Here is a 17,699-nt window from a genome sequence, read left to right on the forward strand (position 1 = left end):
AATAAGCAAGAAGAGTTCGGGTGAGGACATGACGGATATTGCGCAAGTCGCGGACAAGGCAAAGGTCCACGAGGAAAAGGAAGCGGACCATCATCCCTATTTTCGTCCCCGGGATGCGGCGACCCTGATCCTGGTCGATCGCAGCGGCGCCATTCCGAAGGTGCTGGTCGGCAAACGCCACGACAAGGTGGTGTTCATGCCCGGGAAATTCGTCTTCCCGGGTGGACGCGTCGACAAGGCCGATTATCGCGTGCCCTGCGCCGCGCCGATCACCGCCGAGCTGGAAGCCAATCTCGCCAAGGGCAGCCCGAAGACGCCGGCCTCGCGCGCGAAGTCGCTGGCGATTGCCGCGATCCGCGAAGCCTGCGAGGAGACCGGTCTCTGCCTCGGCCGCAAGACCGAGGCCAAGCTGACGAAGCTCGACGGTCCCTGGAAGCCATTCGCCGATGCCGGCCTGCTGCCCGATCCCTCCAGCCTGTTCCTGATCGCCCGTGCGATCACCCCGCCCGGCCGCGTCAAGCGCTTCGACACGCGCTTCTTCACCGCGGACGCCTCCGCGATCACCCATCGCGTCGACGGCGTCATCCACGCCGATGCCGAGCTGGTCGAGCTGGTCTGGGTCGAGCTCGGCTCGAAGCCGCTGGCCGACCTGCATCCGATGACGCGCAACGTGCTCAACGAGCTCGACACCCGTCTTGCCACGGGCCCGCTTCGCCACGACGCGCCGGTGCCGTTCTTCCATTTCTACGGCGGCAAGATGCAAAAGGATATTTTGGGCTGAGGCTGTATTGCGGGGCGCGCCTCTCTCCTCTCGTCATTCCGGAGCGCGCGTAGCGCGAGCCCGGAATCCATTCATCCATCGTCTCCGCAGCCCGATGGGTGCGGAAACGCGCACCCTCGTTCGCGCCATGCAGGCGCGTCCCGGAATGACGTGCTGAGACAGCTGCAAAAAACAAAATAATCTTCCCGCTCCCGCCAATGGCGGAGTTCCCGCGCGTGCCTATGTCTTTCCGAACGACAATGAAGAAGGACACCGGGCGATGGCACAACGGCAACTCAAGCTTGGCGCGTTCATGCGCCCGATCAGCATCCACACTGGCGCCTGGCGCTATCCCGGGGCCTGGCCCGACGCCAATTTCAATTTCGACCACATCAAGACGCTGATCCAGAAGCTCGAGGCCGGCAAGTTCGACGCCTTCTTCATGGCCGATCACCTCGCCGTGTTGAACATGCCGGTCAATGCGCTGAAGCGCAGCCACACCGTGACCTCGTTCGAGCCGTTCACGCTGCTGTCGGCGCTCTCCGCGGTCACCGAGCGGATCGGCCTGATCGCGACGGGTTCGACCACCTTCGACGAGCCCTATCACGTCGCGCGCCGCTTTGCCTCGCTCGACCATCTCAGCGGCGGTCGCGCCGGCTGGAATATCGTCACGACGTCGAACCCGGACGCCGCGCTGAATTTCGGCCTCGACGATCACATGGAGCACGCCGAGCGCTACAAGCGCGCCCGCGAGTTCTACGACGTCGTCACGGGCCTGTGGGATTCCTTCGCCGACGACGCCTTCGTGCGCGACGTCGAGAGCGGCCTGTTCTTCGATCCCGCCAAGATGCACACGCTCGACCACCACGGCAAATATCTGAAGGTGCGCGGTCCCCTCAACATCGCCCGCCCCGTGCAGGGCTGGCCCGTGATCGTTCAGGCCGGCGCCTCCGAAGACGGCAAGCAGCTCGCAGCCGAAACGGCCGAAGCTGTCTTCACCGGCGGCGGCAGTCTCGCCGACGGGCAAAAGCTTTATGCCGACATCAAGGGCCGCATGGAGAAGATCGGCCGCGACCCCGAGCATCTCAAGATCCTGCCCGGCGCCTTCGTCGTGGTCGGCGACAGCGTCGATGAGGCCAAGGAAAAGCGCGCCTTGCTCGACAGCCGCGTGCATTACGACAGCGCCATCGCCTCGCTCTCCGTCATCCTCGGCACCGACGCCTCCGGCTTCGATCCGGACGGACAGCTGCCGGAGATTCCGGAAACCAATGCCAGCAAGAGCGGCCGCCAGCGCATGGTCGACCTCGCCAGGCGCGACAAGCTCACCGTACGCCAGCTCGCCCAGCGCGTCGGCGGCTATGGCGGGCTGTCCTTTGTCGGCACCGCCAAAACCATCGCCGACCAGATGGAGGAATGGCTGGTCGGGCGCGGCTCCGACGGCTTCAACATCATGTTCCCGTTCCTGCCCGCCGGCCTCGACGATTTCGTCGACAAGGTGGTCCCGGAGCTGCAGCGGCGCGGGATTTTCCGGAAAGAGTATGAAGGGCCCACTTTGAGGGAGAATCTCGGCCTGCCCAGGCCGAAAAACCGGTTCTTCGAGGGGTAAAGGGCCCGTTTCGGGCAGTTTTCGACCCCTAAAACCTTGACATCAGGCGGTTTCTGGCTAGGTTGCCGGCCAACGCGGGCCGTTTGGCCGGCTCCAGATTCCCTTCATTCCTGAGGTTCTGAACATGGCCAAAGCGGTCACCATCAAGGTCAAGCTCGTGTCCTCGGCCGACACCGGCTTCTACTACGTCGCCAAGAAGAATTCGCGCACCATGACCGACAAGCTGGTCAAGAAGAAGTACGACCCGGTCGCGCGCAAGCACGTCGAATTCCGCGAAGCCAAGATCAAGTAAGATCGGCTTAAGCGTCGAGGAGTTTTGCGGGGCCCTTTCGGGCCCCGTTTTATTTTGTGCCATCTCGTGTCCCGGACGCGCTGCAGCTTGCAACGCTGCTGCGCAGAGCCGAGACCCAGAAGCCAACACGGCACAATGGAGGCATGGGCCCCGGCTCTGCAGCGCTTCGTTGGAAGTGACGCTGCGCTGCGTCCGGGACTCGAGAGCTGAGGACACCTACTCCCACACTGAGATCTGCACAGTCGGCGCGCTGGAGCATGTGTGACCCACCTCGCAGAGCACCCTGACCGGATTCACTATCTCCTGCGTCATCGTCGCATGAATCCGGTCCATTGCCGTGAAGAGCCATTTGCCCCTGCTGGATCCGCTGCGCTTCGCCGCCGCGCTCGGCGTTGCCATTTTCCACCAGATGTTCTGGTCCTGGGCCTGGACGTCGATCGGTGTCCCCGGCTTCGAGCGCACCGTCGCCGCTGACGTGATCTACCCCTCCGCCGCGGCCTTCACGTGGTTCGGCTGGGTCGGCGTCGAGATCTTTTTCGTGATCTCCGGTTTCGTCATTGCGAATTCCGCGAGCACATCTTCACCGGGCGCGTTTCTGCTCGGCCGCGCGCTCAGGCTCTATCCGGCGGTCTGGGTTTGCGCCACCGCGAGCTTCCTCGTCCTGCTGCTGTTCGGCACTGGTCCGGCATCCGAGCTCATCCTGCCCTATATCCACGCCATGCTGATGGTGCCCAAGGGCGTCACGGGCCAGTGGCTGGACGAGGTCTATTGGACGCTGGCCGCCGAGACGGCGTTCTATGGGCTCGTGTTCTGCGCGATGCTCACGAGGAAGATCACGCTGCGGCATCTGGCCTTCGGCCTCACCATCTACAGCGCGATCTTCAATGCGGTCGCGCTATTGATCGCGTCCTGCACGACGCCGTCCAACCTGCCTTATCTGGTCATCCTGATGTTTCGGGTGCCATGCGCGGCCTTCCTGCTGAGCCATGGTTGTTTCTTTGCGCTGGGAATCTGGCTGTTCATCTCCGCGAACAGGGAATTGACGGCGCTGGAGCAGCTCGCCGTTGTCGTCACCTGTCTCTCGGGCGCCGCGGAGATCTACGTCTTCGCTTCTTTCTTCCTGACCTCGATCCCAGCCATCGCCGATCAATCGGCTCTCGTGCCGATCATGGTCTGGGCGCTTGCCGTGCTCCTCATTGCCCTTGCCGCGAGGAGAAACAGGCGCTCTGCGGGCGCCGCAGCACCCGAAGCACCGGCCTATTTGCGAACGCTGGGACTGATCACCTACCCGCTCTATCTCACCCACAACGTCATCGGCGCGGCGATCATTCGTGCCCTGATCGACGCAGGCTTCGATGCCACCTCGGCACTCTGGATCGCGCTCGGCCTGCTTGGGCTGGTCTGCTGGTTCATCTGCGCGAAGATCGAGCCGGCCATCCGGGCTGCGCTGATGCAAGCCCTCGCGCGTTTCGGCAAGCTGCCGCAGAAGCAGCCGGCATCGCGTCGCCCGGCTTGGGCACGGGGGCTGCGCTTTCCGCTGCCCGTCTCGGTGAAGGTGAAGGCCGCAACATCCTAAGGGGTACCTCGCTACGCCCAGAGCACGAGAGCGAATATCTCCTGGAACTGTCGCATCCGCTTTACGCGCGGAAGACGACGTCAACGGAGTGCCACTTGATGTCAGCGATGGACCAACACCAGACTTGGAAAGGCAGCATTTACTCAATCACCTCGTCGGCGTGGGCGAGAAGGCCGGTCGGTACGGTCACGCCGAGCGTCTTTGCTGTCTTGAGATTGGCTGCCAACCAAAATTCGGTTGGAAATTCGATGGGAAGGTCACCGGGTCGCACACCCCTGAGAATTTTGTCTACAAAATAACCGATGCGACGATAACACCAGCGCAAGTCAACTCCATAGCTGACGAGGCCGCCGTGGATAACGTGCTCGCGATATCCGAAGACAGTCGGCAGCCGCTTTTCAATGGCAATGGCGGCGATCTGTTCGCATCGGACAAGCAACAGATTAGTCTGAATGACAACGACGACATCGACCTTCTCGTTCGCCAGCGCAGCCAGCGCACCCGGAATGTCGTTCGCCGTACTGGCATCGGTTTCGACCACGCTGAAGCCCAAACTTTGGCAAGCTGCCCTCAAGTCCCCAACTTGAGGCGGGCCCTTGGGGTCGTTCATGTTGGTAAGCAGTCCGACACGCCGCGCCATCGGCGCGATTTCTCGCACGAGTTCAATTTGCTTCGTCGGCAATCCCGCAATGTAGGGCTCAATGCCCGTTACGTTTCCTCCAGGGCGAGCTTCGCTGGCAATCAAGCCCAGATGAACCGCGTCCGCGAGAGCGCCACAGACAATCAGTATCGTCGATGTCGCCTTTCGGGCCTCGACGGCTTGCAACGTCGCAGGCGCGACGATGACATCTGGTTTGACCAGAGCCACCATCTCTTCCATGGTTGCTACTCGGTCAGCAAACATGTCAAATCGCTTTATGACGTCAATGTTTCGACCTTGCTCGTAACCGAACTCCAAAAGACCTTTAACAAAATTGCCAAATACTAGGTCCAGTATGAATTGAGGAACGTTTGCGCCTGCGGGCGCACCTGCGGGCGGAGCTCCCGCCCACGCGATGATCGGACGTTTCGGCGCAGACTGCGCGCTTGAGCCTTGACCAAACAGTATTGATGCGGCTGAGCCAATAAGGCCGAAACGTCCGATGAACTCCCGCCGTCGCATAAGTCCCTCCTCAAGGACCGCGCTCATGGGAGGCATAGACTACCACGTTGGCGCCGTTCTGTGACAGACCATTGAAGAGCATACTCGACGGTGTGTCGGGTCGCATGGGGTCAAAAGGCGGCGGTCGGCCGACCGCACCGAATGGTCGTCGATGGGCCAGAAGCTGACCTTTAGGCCAACTGTTGTGCACCCTGTTTCAGCCCGCAGCTTCAGGATTGACAACCGTATAGCCGCGCAATGATCGCGGGTGCATCCTCATGACGTGGCCGCCTGAGTTGGCGTCAAAGGCCATCCAAATGTCGCCTCCGAGATGCTGTTCTAAAACGAACACGTGCCCGCGTCGCGCCGCGACCATTCTGGGCGCGGGCGAGGTACGCGGAAAGCGTAGCCAGTTGGCTGCGAGGTTTAGGTCAGGCACCACACGACCAAACACTCGCAGCGCCGCGCCACAACCGCAAAACGAAGAAGGGCTGCCGGTCGGCCGACCGGCGACAATCCGGTTGTGAGCACCAGCAGGCAATGCCCTTATGCTCTCGGCCGTGGCTAAAGTTGTTTTGGGCGATACGCCTGCAGTGGGTGGGGTGCAATTCGTTCACCGCGCGTCTGCGTGGACGACAAGTCACATGGCATGATGACATTGCATTCGGGCGCTTGGCTGATGCTGTAAGGTCCCGCTTCCGAGCAGATTGGGCTGATGACAACAAGGAGATACGCAAAAAATACTTGCTTTAACATTGCAGGACTCCAAACTGAGATCCTGCCCCGGGCACAAAGAAACGAACAACAATTTGGCTGAAAAGCGACGGAAACAACTGCAATCGCGCTCCACTCTCGACATCAGGAGAAGCTCGTGAGTCGAATAGTAACGCGTCGCGCGGTGCTTACGACGGCCTGCTCGATCACTATCGCTGCTGTTGCAGATGCCGATTCATTGCGACCGCGGCGCATCGGGTTGGTTACCTCTGGCTCAGGCGAGCGAATTATCGGATGGTTCAAAGAAGCCTTCAAGTCGATGGGATACCGGGAAGGAAGCGACCTAATCATTGATCTGCGCGAGGCGAAAGGTCACTACTCTCTGCTGCCCGGTCTAGTCTCGGAGCTCATCGCACTGAAGCCAGACGTTATCATCGCTGAAGCGACACCTGCGATTGCGGCGGCACAAAGGGCGACTTCGACGATTCCGATTGTTATGTCGCCAGCCACCGATCCTGTCGGTTCAGGCTTCGTCAAGAGTTTCACTAGGCCCGGAGGCAACATAACCGGCACAGCGAATATGTTCGCAGATCTCACGACCAAGACGCTGGACATTATTCGCCTGCTCTTTCCCAAGGTTCAGAAAATCGGCGTACTCACCTCAAATAACCCGGTGCACCCGGCGATGGCACAAAGTGCAACGAAGGCAGCAGTGGTCATCGGCATTTCGGTGCAACGCTTCGTTGCGCCGAACCCGGAAGACCTTGAAAAGGCGTTCGCAGACATGAAAGCGGCGGATTGCGATGTGGTTTATGTACTTGCTGACCCACCGCGCGATGCCTTGCCATCAATTGCTCTGAAGTATCGGCTGCCCACGGTATTTCAGGTCAACACTTACCCGGATCGGGGCGGATTGATGGCTTATGGGCCGGACCTTAAGGCTCTCTTCCTACTTGCGGCCGGCTACGTGGACCGCATTCTAAAGGGCGCGAATCCAGCGGACTTGCCGGTTGAGCAGCCGACCAAATTTGAGTTCGTGATCAATCTCCGGACGGCAAAAGCATTGGGATTGACTGTCCCTGAGCAAGTGCTTCTGATGGCGGACCGAGTGATTGAGTAGGGGTCCCGCTTCCGAGATATGGACATGACCTAAGTCCGATCCGGGTCACAAGCGGCCCATCACGGCCAAGCAACACGGCGTCCGCTCAAAGCTCGCAAGCTGACAATGGCGTTTTCACGCCGCTACCTACGCCGTCCGCAACACCGGCGCCGGCGGTTGCGACGGCCTGACCAGCGCGAACGCCACCTGCACGATGCCGCCGGCAAGGCCGAGCGCGACGCCGATGCGCCAGGCCATGGTGTAGGAGCCGAGCGCATCGTAGAGCACGCCGCCGCCATAAGCGCCGAGGAAGCTGCCGATCTGGTGACTCATGAAGGCAAGACCCTGGATCATCGCCTGCCAGCGCAGGCCGAACATCTCGGCGACCGCGCCTGCGACCAGCGGGCCGACGCCCATCCAGAGGAAGCCCATGATGGCGCCGAACAGCAGCGTCGAGAACGGGGTCGCCGGCAGCATGAAGTACCAGGCGAGCGCCAGCGAGCGCAGGATGTAGATGCCGCCCAGAAGCGCCAGCTTGTTCCAGCGCTGGCCGGCCCAGCCGAAGAACAGCGAGCCGAGCACGTTGAAGCCGCCGATCATGCCGAGCGTCTGCGCGCTCAGCATCGGATCGAGGCCGCAGATGGCGAGATATGACGGCAGATGCGTGGTCAGGAATACTAGCTGCATGCCGCAGACGAGATAGGCGCAGGTCATCACCACGAAGGAGGCGTTGCCGAACGCCGCCTTTGTTACTGCCGCCGCACTGGCATCGCCGATGTCGTCGGCGGCGGGCTTGGGCAGCGGGACCTGGTCGACGCGGCCGGCATACCAGGCCGCGGGGATCATGAGCACCGACATGACGACGAAACCGGCGAGCCCGGCGCGCCAGCCAAAACCCTCGTTGAGCATCTGCCCGATCGGCGCCGACAGGAGCGCGCCGAGCGAGCCCGCCCCGGAGACGATGCCGAGCACGGTGGAGCGCACCGTGGCGGGCACCGCGCGTGCCGCCACCGACATCGCGATCGCGGCCGCAGTGCAGGCCAGCGACGTCCCGATCAGCACGCCGGCGCCGATCATGATACTGACCAGCCCGTTCGCGGTCGCCATCAGTATGAGGCCCACGATGTACATCAGCGAGCCCACGATCATGATCGGGCGGAAGCCGTAGCGCACCGTCATCGCGCCGGCGAGCGGCTGAAGAAAGCCCCAGGCGAGGTTCTGCACCGCCAGCGCCAGCGTGAAGTCCGAGATCGAGATGTGGATGTCATGCGTCAGCGGCTGCATGAAGATGCCGAGCGACTGCCGCAGTCCCATGCTCAGCGTCAGCATTATCGAGGCCCCGATCAGAATGGGCAATGTCGGACGCAGGACCTGCAGCAGGGGCATTTTGTTCTCCCTTTTGGGCACGGCGCAATCGCCGCCGTCTGCTTTTGCCGTTGATTTTGGTTACACAGACCTGTGTACTTAGGCTATGGATAGCAGGTGCTGTCAAGCGAACAGGACCTTTTCTGCTGCATGGCTCCCCCGCCCGCCCCACAGACGATGAAAGAGCGGATCCTTCAGACCGCCGACAAGCTGTTCTATCTGCAAGGTATTCGCGCGATCGGCGTCGACACCATCGCGGCGGAGATCGGCATCTCCAAGCGCACGCTCTACAACCACTTCCCCTCCAAGGACGCGCTGATCGCAGCCTATCTGCAGCGCCGCTTCGTGCACGCCTCCCCTTCGGACAAGCCGCCGGCCGAGCAGATCCTTGCCACTTTCGATTCGCTGGAGCGGCGTTTTGCGGCCAGGGATTTTCGCGGCTGCCCGTTCGTGAACGCTGTCGCCGAGCTTGGGCCTGCGGACCGCGCCGTGAAGAAGATCGCGGTGGCCTTCAAGGAAAGCCGTCGCCTCTGGTTTCGCGACCGGCTGACTGAACTCGGCGTTGCCGATGCGGACGCGCTCGCGACGCAGCTCGTGCTGCTGGTCGACGGCTCCATTGCCCAGGACCTCGTGCGCGACGATCCGGCGATGGCGCGCGCGGCAAAGGAAGCGGCGAAGGTGCTGCTACGGAATGCCGGGGTGGATGTGGGTGGCGATGCAAAGCCGGCGAAGGGTCGCTGAAGCGCAGGCACTCTTTCGCGTCTTCGACTTGTTCGCGGCCGCTGTCGGATTGTGCTCCAGCGCAGCTTTGTGGCCGGGAGTTTCGCCCTGGCGCATCGAACTTTAGCTACGGCGTATTCATCGCCGCGCGCCCGGAATTTCTTGTCCTCAAACCGAAATCGCCGCGCTAAACAGGCGATGTCACTTTGGTTGTGCATGCGGCCCTGCCATTTGGGCGAGCGAACCGCGCGAGGTCAGGATGAACCGGATCAGTTTCACCTCGGACCAGCTTCCTGCGCGCCTCGGCGACGCAGCGCGGTTCGCGCAATGGCATGAGCAATTCGAGGCGCTGACTTGCTGCGTCGACTATTCGCGTTTCGAGGACTGCGCCTTCCGGGCTCAATTTCAGTTTGCGCAATTTTCCGATGTGCGGGTCGCGCTGTTCGATGGAACGCTGAAACGGTTTGCCCGGTCGGCAAGCGCCATCGCGCGTGGCCCTGACGATGATTTTTGCCTGCTGCTCAATCGCGGGACGGCACGAGTACAATTGTCACAGTTCGGCCGGGATGCTGCGGCCGGCCCCGGCGGCGCGTTCCTCGGGACCAACGGCGCGGCCGCCGAGATGATGGTCGAGGCGCCGGGCGAATGGGCGACCGTGACGATCGCCCGAGACCGTCTGCTGCAGCTCGTTCCTCGTGCCGACGATCTCATGGCAATGCCGCTCGATCCTGGCCAGCCGGCACTGCGTCATCTCAAGCGCTACCTGGAGAGCGTCCTTGATCCCGACGAGGTCGGGTGCGATCCGGATCTGGACCGCCACATCGGCACGACCGTGCTCGATATCCTCGCGCTCACCCTGGGCGCCAGCCGCGATGCTGCCGAGGTCGCCACCCTGCGGGGCTTGCGCGCGGCGCGGCTGCGCGAGATTCTGGCCGAGATCAGGGCGAGCTTCACCAATCCGGCGTTCTCGCCGCGCAGCCTGGCGCAGAAGATCGGATTGTCGCCCCGATACATCCAGGTTCTCCTGCAGGAGACCGGCGCGAGCTTCACCGAGCGCGTGCTGGAATTGCGCCTCCAAAGCGCAAGGGCGGCGCTCGCCTCGCGCCAGCACGGCCGCCTCAAGGTCAGCGAGATCGCCTACGCCTGCGGCTTCAACGACATCTCGTATTTCAACCAGGCCTTCCGTCGCCGCTTTGGCGCCTTACCGACCCAGTTGCGCGGGTCGCCGTAGTCGACGTCAGCTGTCCGCGCAAGCCATTGATTTAGCTGGCGTCGGCTACTGTGCATGGGGTTGTTTTCGCAACTTTTGTGCGGACAGTCCTCACGCCGCCTGCGACACCACCCGGTTGCGACCGTCGTGCTTGGCCCGATACAGCGCGGTGTCGGCGCGCTTGAGAACGTCGGCGACCGCCTCGCCCTTCTGCTCCAGCGTGGTGAGGCCGATCGAGATCGTGACCTCGATGCGCTTGGCGCCCTTGTGGATCGCGAACGGCTCGCCCGCGATCGAGCGGCGCAGGCGCTCGGCGACCATGCCGGCGACGTGGAGATCGGTCTCCGGCATCACGATGACGAATTCCTCGCCGCCGTAGCGGCAGGCGAGATCGATGCCCCTGATCGACTTGCGCACCCGCACCGCGAATTCACGCAGCACGTCGTCACCAGCGTCGTGGCCGTAATTGTCGTTGATCGACTTGAAGAAGTCGATGTCCAGGATCATCAGCGCCAGCGGCTTGCCGCGCGTTGCGGCCTGCTCGGCCAGCGTTGCCAGATGGCTCTCCATGTAGCGGCGATTATGCAGGCCGGTGAGCGCGTCGGTGATCGCCATCTCGATAGAGTTCTGCACATTGTCGCGCAGATGATCGGTGTAGCGGCGGCGGCGGATCTGGGTGCGCGCGCGCGCCAGCAGCTCGGTCTTGTCGATGGGACGCAGCAGATAGTCGTTGACGCCGATCTCGAGGCCGCGGAGCAGCCGCGTCGAGTTCTCGGGGTCCGCGATGGCCAGGATCGGCACATGCCGCGTGCGCTCCAGCGAGCGCGCCTGGCTGCACAGCCTGAGGCCGTCGAAATTGTTGAGGTCGAGCGAGACGATCAGGAGATCGTAATTGCCCTCGGCCGCGTGGAACAGCGCCTCCGTCGGGTTGGGTTCGACATCAATGGTGTGCTCGGCCGCGAGGATCGTCGCCAGCCGCTCGTAGGAGGACTCGCGGTCGTCGACCAGCAGGATGCGGCCGCCCTTGCCGGTGTCGGCCACGGCACTGCGCTCGGGTGCCTGCATGCCGATCTCGAGCGAGGTGATGGCGCGCATGCGCAGCTCATCGGTCATCATCTTCAGCCGCGTCAGCGAACGCACGCGCGCGATCAGCACGACGTCTGAGACGGGTTTTGTGAGGAAATCATCGGCGCCGGCCTCGAGCCCGCGGTTGCGGTCGGACGGACTGTCGAGCGCCGTCACCATGACGACGGGAATGTGATGCGTGGCCGGATCGGTCTTGAGGCGGCGACAGACCTCGAAGCCGTCCATGTCAGGCATCATCACGTCGAGCAGGATGATGTCGCATTCGGCGCGGGCGCAGATCGCGAGCGCCTCGGTGCCGTTCGCGGCGGTCATCACGTCGAAATATTCGGCGGACAGGCGGGCCTCGAGCAGCTTGACGTTGGCAGGGACGTCATCGACGACCAGGATACGCGCAGACACTGTGAACTCACTTCCTATCCGATAAAACGCCGGACCGTCTCGATGAATTTGCCGACCGAGATCGGCTTGGACAAATAGGCCTCGCAGCCGCCCTCGCGGATGCGTTCTTCGTCGCCCTTCATCGCGAACGCCGTGACCGCGACGACGGGAATGGAACGCAGCTCCGGATCGTCCTTGATCCAGCGCGTCACCTCGAGGCCGGAGACCTGCGGCAACTGGATATCCATCAGCACGAGGTCGGGCCGCATCTTGCGAACGAGGTCGAGCGCCTCGTAGCCGTTGCTGGTGCCGGAGGTCTGATAGCCGTGCGCCTCCAACAGGTCGCGGAAGAGCTTCATGTTGAGCTCGTTGTCTTCCACGATCAGGACGGTCTTAGCCATCCCGCCCTCCTGATTGGTCCGAAGGACCGATGCATGTGACGCCTCAGACGCCGCTCGCCGGCGTTTCGAAAACTGGATTCAAACTAGCCTCAGATTCGCTTGAGTTTCGTTAAACCCGAGGATCGACTTTCTGCGATGTGGTTTCCAGTTGCTTGTCTGGGGGTCGGAAGACTCAGAGGCGAGACTCGGGCATGATGCAAAGTAGACACCGAAAGTTAACGGAAAGGCAAACCGTCCCCTTGAAAAAGCCTGTTCACAACCCCCGCGAAGTCGCTGAAATCGTTGCGATTCAGGCGCTGTCCTTCGTCGCCAGCGAGCCCGAGCGGCTGGGCCTGTTCCTGGCCGAGACAGGAGTCGGACCGGAGACCCTGCGCAACGCCGCCGCCGACCCCAATTTCCTGCTCAGCGTGCTCGATTTCGTGATGCGGGACGATGCCACAGTGAAGGCTTTTGCCGGCTCCGCGGAACTGCACCCGACCAACGTCGCCGCAGCGCGGCAGGTCCTGGGCGATGCGCTCGGCGACCCCTCCTGGGAGCGCGACGTGCCGTGAGCACCCCCGTCCCTGCCGGGCCCCGCTGCTTCTGCCGGGATTGTCTGGCCGACCTGGATACGGCCGTTCGGCGCTGCGCGGCCTGCGGTTCCCCTCGCCTCGTCCGCCACCAGACGCTGTCCACGCTGACCATCGCGCATATCGACTGCGACGCCTTCTACGCCACGGTCGAGAAACGGGATAACCCCGATATTGCCGACAAGCCCGTCATCATCGGCGGTGGCAAGCGCGGCGTGGTCTCGGCCGCCTGCTACATCGCGCGTACCTATGGCGTGCGCTCGGCGATGCCGATGTTCAAGGCCTTGGAAGCCTGCCCGCATGCGATCGTTATCCCGCCCGACATGGCGAAATATGTCCGCGTCGGCCGCGAGGTGCGCCAGGCCATGCAGGCCCTGACGCCGCTGGTCGAACCGCTCTCGATCGACGAGGCCTTCCTCGACCTCTCCGGTACCGAGCGCGTGCACGGCATGATCCCGGCAAAGGTGCTGGCGCGCTTTGCCCGCGACGTCGAGCGCGACATCGGCATCTCCGTCTCGGTCGGCCTGTCCTGCAACAAATTCCTGGCTAAGATCGCCTCCGACCTCGACAAACCGCGCGGCTTTGCCGCGCTCGATCAGGAGGAAGCGCGGCTGATGCTGGCGGACAAGCCGGTCGGCTTCATCTTCGGCGTCGGGCCCGCCACGCAGGAGCGCCTGGTCCAGCGCGGATTTCGCGTCATCGCCGATTTGCAGAAGGCCGACGAGATCGAGATGATGCGGCAGTTTCCGAGCGACGGCCGCAGGCTGTGGCGGCTCGCGCGCGGCATCGACGACCGCCGTGTCGAGCCTGACCGCGGCGCCAAGACCATCTCGAGCGAAACCACCTTCGAGACCGACATCCGCGATTTCGCGACGCTGGAGAAGATCCTGTGGCGGCTGTGCGAGAAGACCTCGTCGCGGCTCAAGAGCAGCGAGCTCGCCGGCTCGACCGTGACACTGAAGCTGAAGACCGCCGATTTCCGCCAGCGTACGCGCTCGCAGTCGATCGCCGCCCCGACCCAGCTCGCCGCGAAGATCTTTGCGATCTGCCGCGAGATGCTGGCGAAAGAGATCGACGGCACCGCCTTCCGCCTGATGGGGGCCGGCGTCAGCGCGCTGCGCGACGGCTCGCCCGCCGACGACACCGACATGCTCGACCGCCGCGCCGCCCACGCCGAGCGCGCGGTGGACAGCCTGCGCAAGAAATTCGGCAGCGCCGCGGTGATCCGCGGCATCGCCTATGAGGGCCCGGAGAAGGCGCAGGAGTGATGGCCGGTGAACGCGATATCCAGGTGCTGCTGCGGGACATGAGGCCGCAGCTGCGGCCGGGTACCTTCGTGTTCTGCACGATTCCGCTCGACGAGCGCATCCCCGCCGAGGTCAACCCGCTACTCACCTTTCGCGAGCAGGAAGGTACCACGCTGGTCATCTCTTGCGAGGATGCCGAGCGTGCAGGACTGCGCTATGCCTTCGTCTCGCGCCTGATCACTCTGGCGGTTCACTCCGCGCTCGATGCGGTGGGATTCCTCGCGGCCATCACGGCGCGCCTCGCCGAAGCCGGCATCAGCGTCAATGCCGTGTCGGCGTTTCATCATGACCATCTCTTTGTGCCCATTGACAGAGCAGACGAAGCGATGGCTGTCCTACGGGACTTGTCCAAAGTGCAGCGTTCGTAGCCCGGATGGAAATCAATCCGCGACCGCAATCGCCTCGATCTCGATCAGCCATTCCGGCGCGGCGAGCGCGGTGACGCCGAGAAGCGTGGACGCCGGCGGCTCCATGCCTTCGAAGAAGGCCGAGCGGGCCTTGCCGATGATCGGGCGCAGCTCCGGCTTGTAGTTCACGACGAAGGTCGTGATCTTGACGATGTTGGAACAGCTCGCGCCGGCTGCCTTCAGCGCATGGCCGAGATTCTGCATCACCTGCGTCGTCTGCGCGGCGATATCCCCCTCGCCGACGATCCGCCCCTCCTCGTCCACCGAGACCTGCCCCGAGATGTAGATGGTGCGCGCGCCCGAGGTGGTGACGACGTGGGAGTAAGCGGGATTGTGATGCAGGCCGCTGGGGCGGAGATGGTCGAGCCTGGGCATGAGGTTACCTCCCTGAGGTTTGTGGTTGGGAGGAGCGTAGCGGGAGAGTATGACGAGAGCTAGTCTGCCACTGCGAAGATTGGTCTCGCACGGGCAAAGCGAAGCGTGCCCACGATTTTGCCCATTGCTGAAGGGTGGTGGGCACGGCGCGCGAAGTGCGCGCCTTTACCCCTCCCTACGGCTTGCTACCCTTCGGCATCGCTCGCGCGGATAGCCGTCAATTGCAGGGCTTGCTGTCCTTGACGTCGAACTTGCCCATCGCGCCGGAGATGACGAAGTCGTTGTAGTCGAGCACGAGTTGGCGCGAGACGCCGTTCTCGTAGAGCTCGAACGCCATCGCATAGACTGGCGTCTGCTCGCCCTCCTTCTGCTGGGCGTCGCGGTCGAAATAGCTGACGGTGACGGGCCAGCGCTGCAGCGACTTCATGTGCTCGTCCGACGTCGAGGGATCGGCGGAGGTGGCGCGGTCGGCAGGGATCGGCTGGCCGATCACGGTCAGCGTGTTGTAGACCTTCTGGCCATCGTCGGAGCCGTCATAGACGGACAGCTCGAGCAGCGACTTGCCGTCCTTGGCGGCGGCGATGATGCGCTGGATCTGCTCGGTCGGAAACACGATCTTGCCGTCGAGGGTAAAGCTCTTCGGCGCCGGCAGCTTCAGCTTGACGTTGATATGGTCGCCGTCGCGCTCGGCCGAGCCGTCGACGCGGCCGGCGTCCGCCTCGTTCATCCGCGTCTCGATCTTGAAGCGATAGCTCTTGCCCGCGGCGTCCTCCCAGGAATTGGAGCGGAGGTCGCTCAGCGTGACCTTGCCCTCGCCGCTGTCGAGCTCGGAGACCTGGCGGAATTCGGAGGTGTAGCCCTCGCATGAGCTTCCGGTGAAATTGTAGAGGATGCGGCCACGGGCGCTGTTGACCGAATTGGAGCGCGATTTCACCAGGCTCAGATCATAGAGGGCCTGATGCGCCAGGAACGGACCGTTGGCGGCCTGCGCGCGGTCGCCAAGGCAAAAACTGGCCGCCGCGAGCGCCATCACACCGAGCGAAGTCCGGAAAAGGTGCACCATGTCTATTCCTTGGGGACGCGTCCTGGGAAGCGCAGATTCGACATTTTAATGACCGTTCCATTGCGTCGCAACTGAGGCCGTTTCACGTAAAGTTGCTGCCCTGGCGTTGAACCTGCCGCCTCGCCGCGGGCCAAAGCATCTTCTTGCGGGTTGCTTGCATGTAGCGGCCCAATGGGCGAAACAGGGCGCGCCCGGCCGCCTTGCGGACGCGCCGGGGCGATTGATTTTGGACAACGAGGTCGGACATGGCGGGCACGGTCGAGCAGAAGCTGGCGGAACAGGGCATCAAGTTGCACGAAGCCCCCACCCCCGTCGCCAATTACGTCCCGTTCGTGCGCACCGGCAATCTGCTGTTCGTCTCCGGCCAGGTCTGTTTCGATCCCGCCGGCAAGCTGATCGCAAAGGGCAAGCTGGGTGCCGGCGTCTCCATCGAGGACGGCGCGGCGGCCGCACGCGGCTGTGCGGTGAACCTGCTGGCCCAGGTCAAGGCGGCGCTCGGCGATCTCGACAAGGTGGTGCGCGTGGTGCGTCTCGGCGGCTTCATCAACTCGGCGCCGGACTTCCTGGACGGGCCGAAGGTGCTCAACGGCGCCTCCGACCTGATGGTCGCGGCCTTCGGTGACAAGGGCCGCCATGCCCGCACCACCGTCGGCGTCGCCTCGCTGCCCGCCGATGCGGCGGTCGAGGTCGATGGCGTGTTCGAGGTCGCCTGACGGAAAATGCGCGCTCCTGATTGGCTGACGGCCCGGCCGGTCGCCCATCGCGGCCTGCACGACATCTCCCGCGGCATCGTCGAGAATATGCCGGGCGCGGTGCAAGCTGCGATCGCGGGCAATTTCTCGATCGAGGTCGACATCCAGCTTTCCGCCGACGGCGAGGCCATGGTGCATCACGACCATGCGCTCGGCCGCCTCACCGAGGCCACCGGCGAGGTCGTGTCGAAGACCGCCGCCGAGCTGAAGGCCGTCAAGTTCAGGGATACGGACGAGCGCATGATGTCGCTGTCCGACCTCTGCGCCCTCGTCGCCGGCCGCGTGCCGCTGGTGATCGAGGTGAAGAGCCATTTTGGCGGCGACCGCAAGCTGGTGAAGCGGATGGCCGAGGTGCTGGTGTCCTATGACGGGCCAGCCGTCGGCATGTCCTTCGATCCCGACCAGGTGCAGGCGCTGCGCGAGCTGCTGCCCTCCCGCCCGCGCGGCATCGTCGCGCAGCGGACCTATGAGGACGACTACTGGGCCAAGCTGACCCAAGAGCAGCGCGACAGCATGCTCTATCTGCGCCACGGCTTTCGGACCCAGCCCCATTTCGTGGCCTTCCGGGTCGATGACCTTCCGGCCCCCGCCCCTTGGATCGCCCGCAACGTCTTCGGCTGCGCCCTGTTGGGATGGACGGTGCGGACCGGCGAGCAACGGACCCGGGTCGGGCAGTATGCGGACCAGATGATTTTCGAGGGGTTCGTGCCGTAGGCCTTGCGCGTGTCCCGGACAAGCGGCGACGCGTAGCGTTGCTGCGCAGAGCCGGGATCCAGGGCCAGCATGCGAGCGGGGAGAAATGGGCACCGGCTCTGCAGCGAGAGCGTGCCTCCCCACCCCCTTGAAGTCGCTGCTGCAATGCACGATCTTGGGGGTCG

At 63.5% G+C, this 17,699-nt stretch carries 18 protein-coding genes; 12 read left to right on the forward strand and 6 right to left on the reverse strand.

Going from position 1 to position 17,699, the window contains the following annotated elements; genetic code table 11:
* Window positions 1-28: 28 nt before the first annotated feature.
* The 4 genes from RPS27_RS31990 (at window position 29) to RPS27_RS32005 (ending at window position 4,234) form a co-directional block, all read left to right on the forward strand.
* The gene (locus RPS27_RS31990; protein WP_194407681.1) at window positions 29-781 is read left to right on the forward strand and encodes an NUDIX hydrolase; all 753 of its coding nucleotides are present in this window, start codon (window positions 29-31) and stop codon (window positions 779-781) included.
* Between the two features lie 259 nt (window positions 782-1,040).
* Window positions 1,041-2,366 carry an LLM class flavin-dependent oxidoreductase gene (locus RPS27_RS31995; RefSeq protein ID WP_212068324.1) on the forward strand — a complete coding sequence of 442 codons (1,326 nt, stop codon included), beginning with the start codon at window positions 1,041-1,043 and terminating at the stop codon, window positions 2,364-2,366.
* 124 nt (window positions 2,367-2,490) lie between these two features.
* Window positions 2,491-2,658 carry a 50S ribosomal protein L33 gene (rpmG, locus tag RPS27_RS32000; protein ID WP_007603295.1) on the forward strand — a complete coding sequence of 56 codons (168 nt, stop codon included), beginning with the start codon at window positions 2,491-2,493 and terminating at the stop codon, window positions 2,656-2,658.
* Window positions 2,659-2,995: 337 nt separating this feature from the next.
* Complete coding sequence (locus RPS27_RS32005; protein WP_313754933.1) at window positions 2,996-4,234, forward strand: acyltransferase; 1,239 nt, start codon at window positions 2,996-2,998, stop codon at window positions 4,232-4,234.
* 139 nt (window positions 4,235-4,373) lie between these two features.
* On the opposite strand, the gene RPS27_RS32010 is transcribed toward RPS27_RS32005, so the two are convergent.
* Window positions 4,374-5,396 carry an ABC transporter substrate-binding protein gene (locus tag RPS27_RS32010; RefSeq protein WP_313754934.1) on the reverse strand — a complete coding sequence of 341 codons (1,023 nt, stop codon included), beginning with the start codon at window positions 5,394-5,396 and terminating at the stop codon, window positions 4,374-4,376.
* An 850-nt stretch (window positions 5,397-6,246) separates the two neighbouring features.
* Between RPS27_RS32010 and RPS27_RS32015 the strand changes: the two genes are divergently transcribed.
* Window positions 6,247-7,209, forward strand: a complete 963-nt coding sequence (locus tag RPS27_RS32015) for an ABC transporter substrate-binding protein (RefSeq protein ID WP_212068326.1) — start codon at window positions 6,247-6,249, stop codon at window positions 7,207-7,209.
* Window positions 7,210-7,335: 126 nt separating this feature from the next.
* Here RPS27_RS32015 and RPS27_RS32020 read toward each other — a convergent pair whose 3' ends face one another.
* Window positions 7,336-8,574 carry an MFS transporter gene (locus RPS27_RS32020; RefSeq protein WP_212068327.1) on the reverse strand — a complete coding sequence of 413 codons (1,239 nt, stop codon included), beginning with the start codon at window positions 8,572-8,574 and terminating at the stop codon, window positions 7,336-7,338.
* Between the two features lie 129 nt (window positions 8,575-8,703).
* Here RPS27_RS32020 and RPS27_RS32025 point away from each other — a divergent pair, with 129 nt between their 5' ends.
* Together RPS27_RS32025 and RPS27_RS32030 are read left to right on the forward strand one after the other, a co-directional pair.
* The gene (locus RPS27_RS32025; protein ID WP_211416672.1) at window positions 8,704-9,294 is read left to right on the forward strand and encodes a TetR/AcrR family transcriptional regulator; all 591 of its coding nucleotides are present in this window, start codon (window positions 8,704-8,706) and stop codon (window positions 9,292-9,294) included.
* Between the two features lie 238 nt (window positions 9,295-9,532).
* Window positions 9,533-10,504, forward strand: a complete 972-nt coding sequence (locus RPS27_RS32030; RefSeq protein ID WP_212068328.1) for an AraC family transcriptional regulator — start codon at window positions 9,533-9,535, stop codon at window positions 10,502-10,504.
* A gap of 90 nt (window positions 10,505-10,594) precedes the next feature.
* On the opposite strand, the gene RPS27_RS32035 is transcribed toward RPS27_RS32030, so the two are convergent.
* Together RPS27_RS32035 and RPS27_RS32040 are read right to left on the reverse strand one after the other, a co-directional pair.
* Window positions 10,595-11,968 carry a PleD family two-component system response regulator gene (locus RPS27_RS32035; protein WP_194407672.1) on the reverse strand — a complete coding sequence of 458 codons (1,374 nt, stop codon included), beginning with the start codon at window positions 11,966-11,968 and terminating at the stop codon, window positions 10,595-10,597.
* A gap of 14 nt (window positions 11,969-11,982) precedes the next feature.
* On the reverse strand, window positions 11,983-12,348 hold the full coding sequence (locus tag RPS27_RS32040; protein ID WP_008130064.1) for a response regulator: 366 nt from the start codon (window positions 12,346-12,348) through the stop codon (window positions 11,983-11,985).
* A 239-nt stretch (window positions 12,349-12,587) separates the two neighbouring features.
* On the opposite strand from RPS27_RS32040, the gene RPS27_RS32045 reads away from it, so the two are divergent.
* From RPS27_RS32045 to RPS27_RS32055, 3 genes are read left to right on the forward strand one after another with little or no spacing between them, the layout of a single operon-like run.
* On the forward strand, window positions 12,588-12,899 hold the full coding sequence (locus tag RPS27_RS32045) for a DUF3572 domain-containing protein (RefSeq protein WP_212068329.1): 312 nt from the start codon (window positions 12,588-12,590) through the stop codon (window positions 12,897-12,899).
* A complete protein-coding gene (locus tag RPS27_RS32050) occupies window positions 12,896-14,185 on the forward strand; it encodes a DNA polymerase IV (RefSeq protein WP_212068330.1) in 1,290 nt (429 codons plus the stop codon). The genes RPS27_RS32045 and RPS27_RS32050 overlap by 4 nt, the downstream gene beginning before the upstream one ends.
* Window positions 14,185-14,592, forward strand: a complete 408-nt coding sequence (locus RPS27_RS32055; protein ID WP_212068331.1) for an ACT domain-containing protein — start codon at window positions 14,185-14,187, stop codon at window positions 14,590-14,592. The genes RPS27_RS32050 and RPS27_RS32055 overlap by 1 nt, the downstream gene beginning before the upstream one ends.
* Before the next feature lie 12 nt (window positions 14,593-14,604).
* Here RPS27_RS32055 and RPS27_RS32060 read toward each other — a convergent pair whose 3' ends face one another.
* On the reverse strand, window positions 14,605-15,006 hold the full coding sequence (locus tag RPS27_RS32060) for a RidA family protein (RefSeq protein WP_313754935.1): 402 nt from the start codon (window positions 15,004-15,006) through the stop codon (window positions 14,605-14,607).
* A 217-nt stretch (window positions 15,007-15,223) separates the two neighbouring features.
* A complete protein-coding gene (locus RPS27_RS32065) occupies window positions 15,224-16,069 on the reverse strand; it encodes a cell envelope integrity EipB family protein (RefSeq protein WP_212068333.1) in 846 nt (281 codons plus the stop codon).
* Window positions 16,070-16,314: 245 nt separating this feature from the next.
* Here RPS27_RS32065 and RPS27_RS32070 point away from each other — a divergent pair, with 245 nt between their 5' ends.
* Both RPS27_RS32070 and RPS27_RS32075 read left to right on the forward strand, forming a co-directional pair.
* Window positions 16,315-16,782 (forward strand): RidA family protein, encoded by a 468-nt coding sequence (locus RPS27_RS32070; RefSeq protein WP_018321130.1) that lies wholly within the window; start codon window positions 16,315-16,317, stop codon window positions 16,780-16,782.
* Between the two features lie 6 nt (window positions 16,783-16,788).
* Window positions 16,789-17,535 carry a glycerophosphodiester phosphodiesterase gene (locus tag RPS27_RS32075; protein WP_211416663.1) on the forward strand — a complete coding sequence of 249 codons (747 nt, stop codon included), beginning with the start codon at window positions 16,789-16,791 and terminating at the stop codon, window positions 17,533-17,535.
* Window positions 17,536-17,699: the final 164 nt, after the last annotated feature.

It is taken from the genome of Bradyrhizobium sp. WYCCWR 12699 (assembly GCF_032144035.1).
In the GTDB taxonomy this organism is placed as follows: domain Bacteria; phylum Pseudomonadota; class Alphaproteobacteria; order Rhizobiales; family Xanthobacteraceae; genus Bradyrhizobium.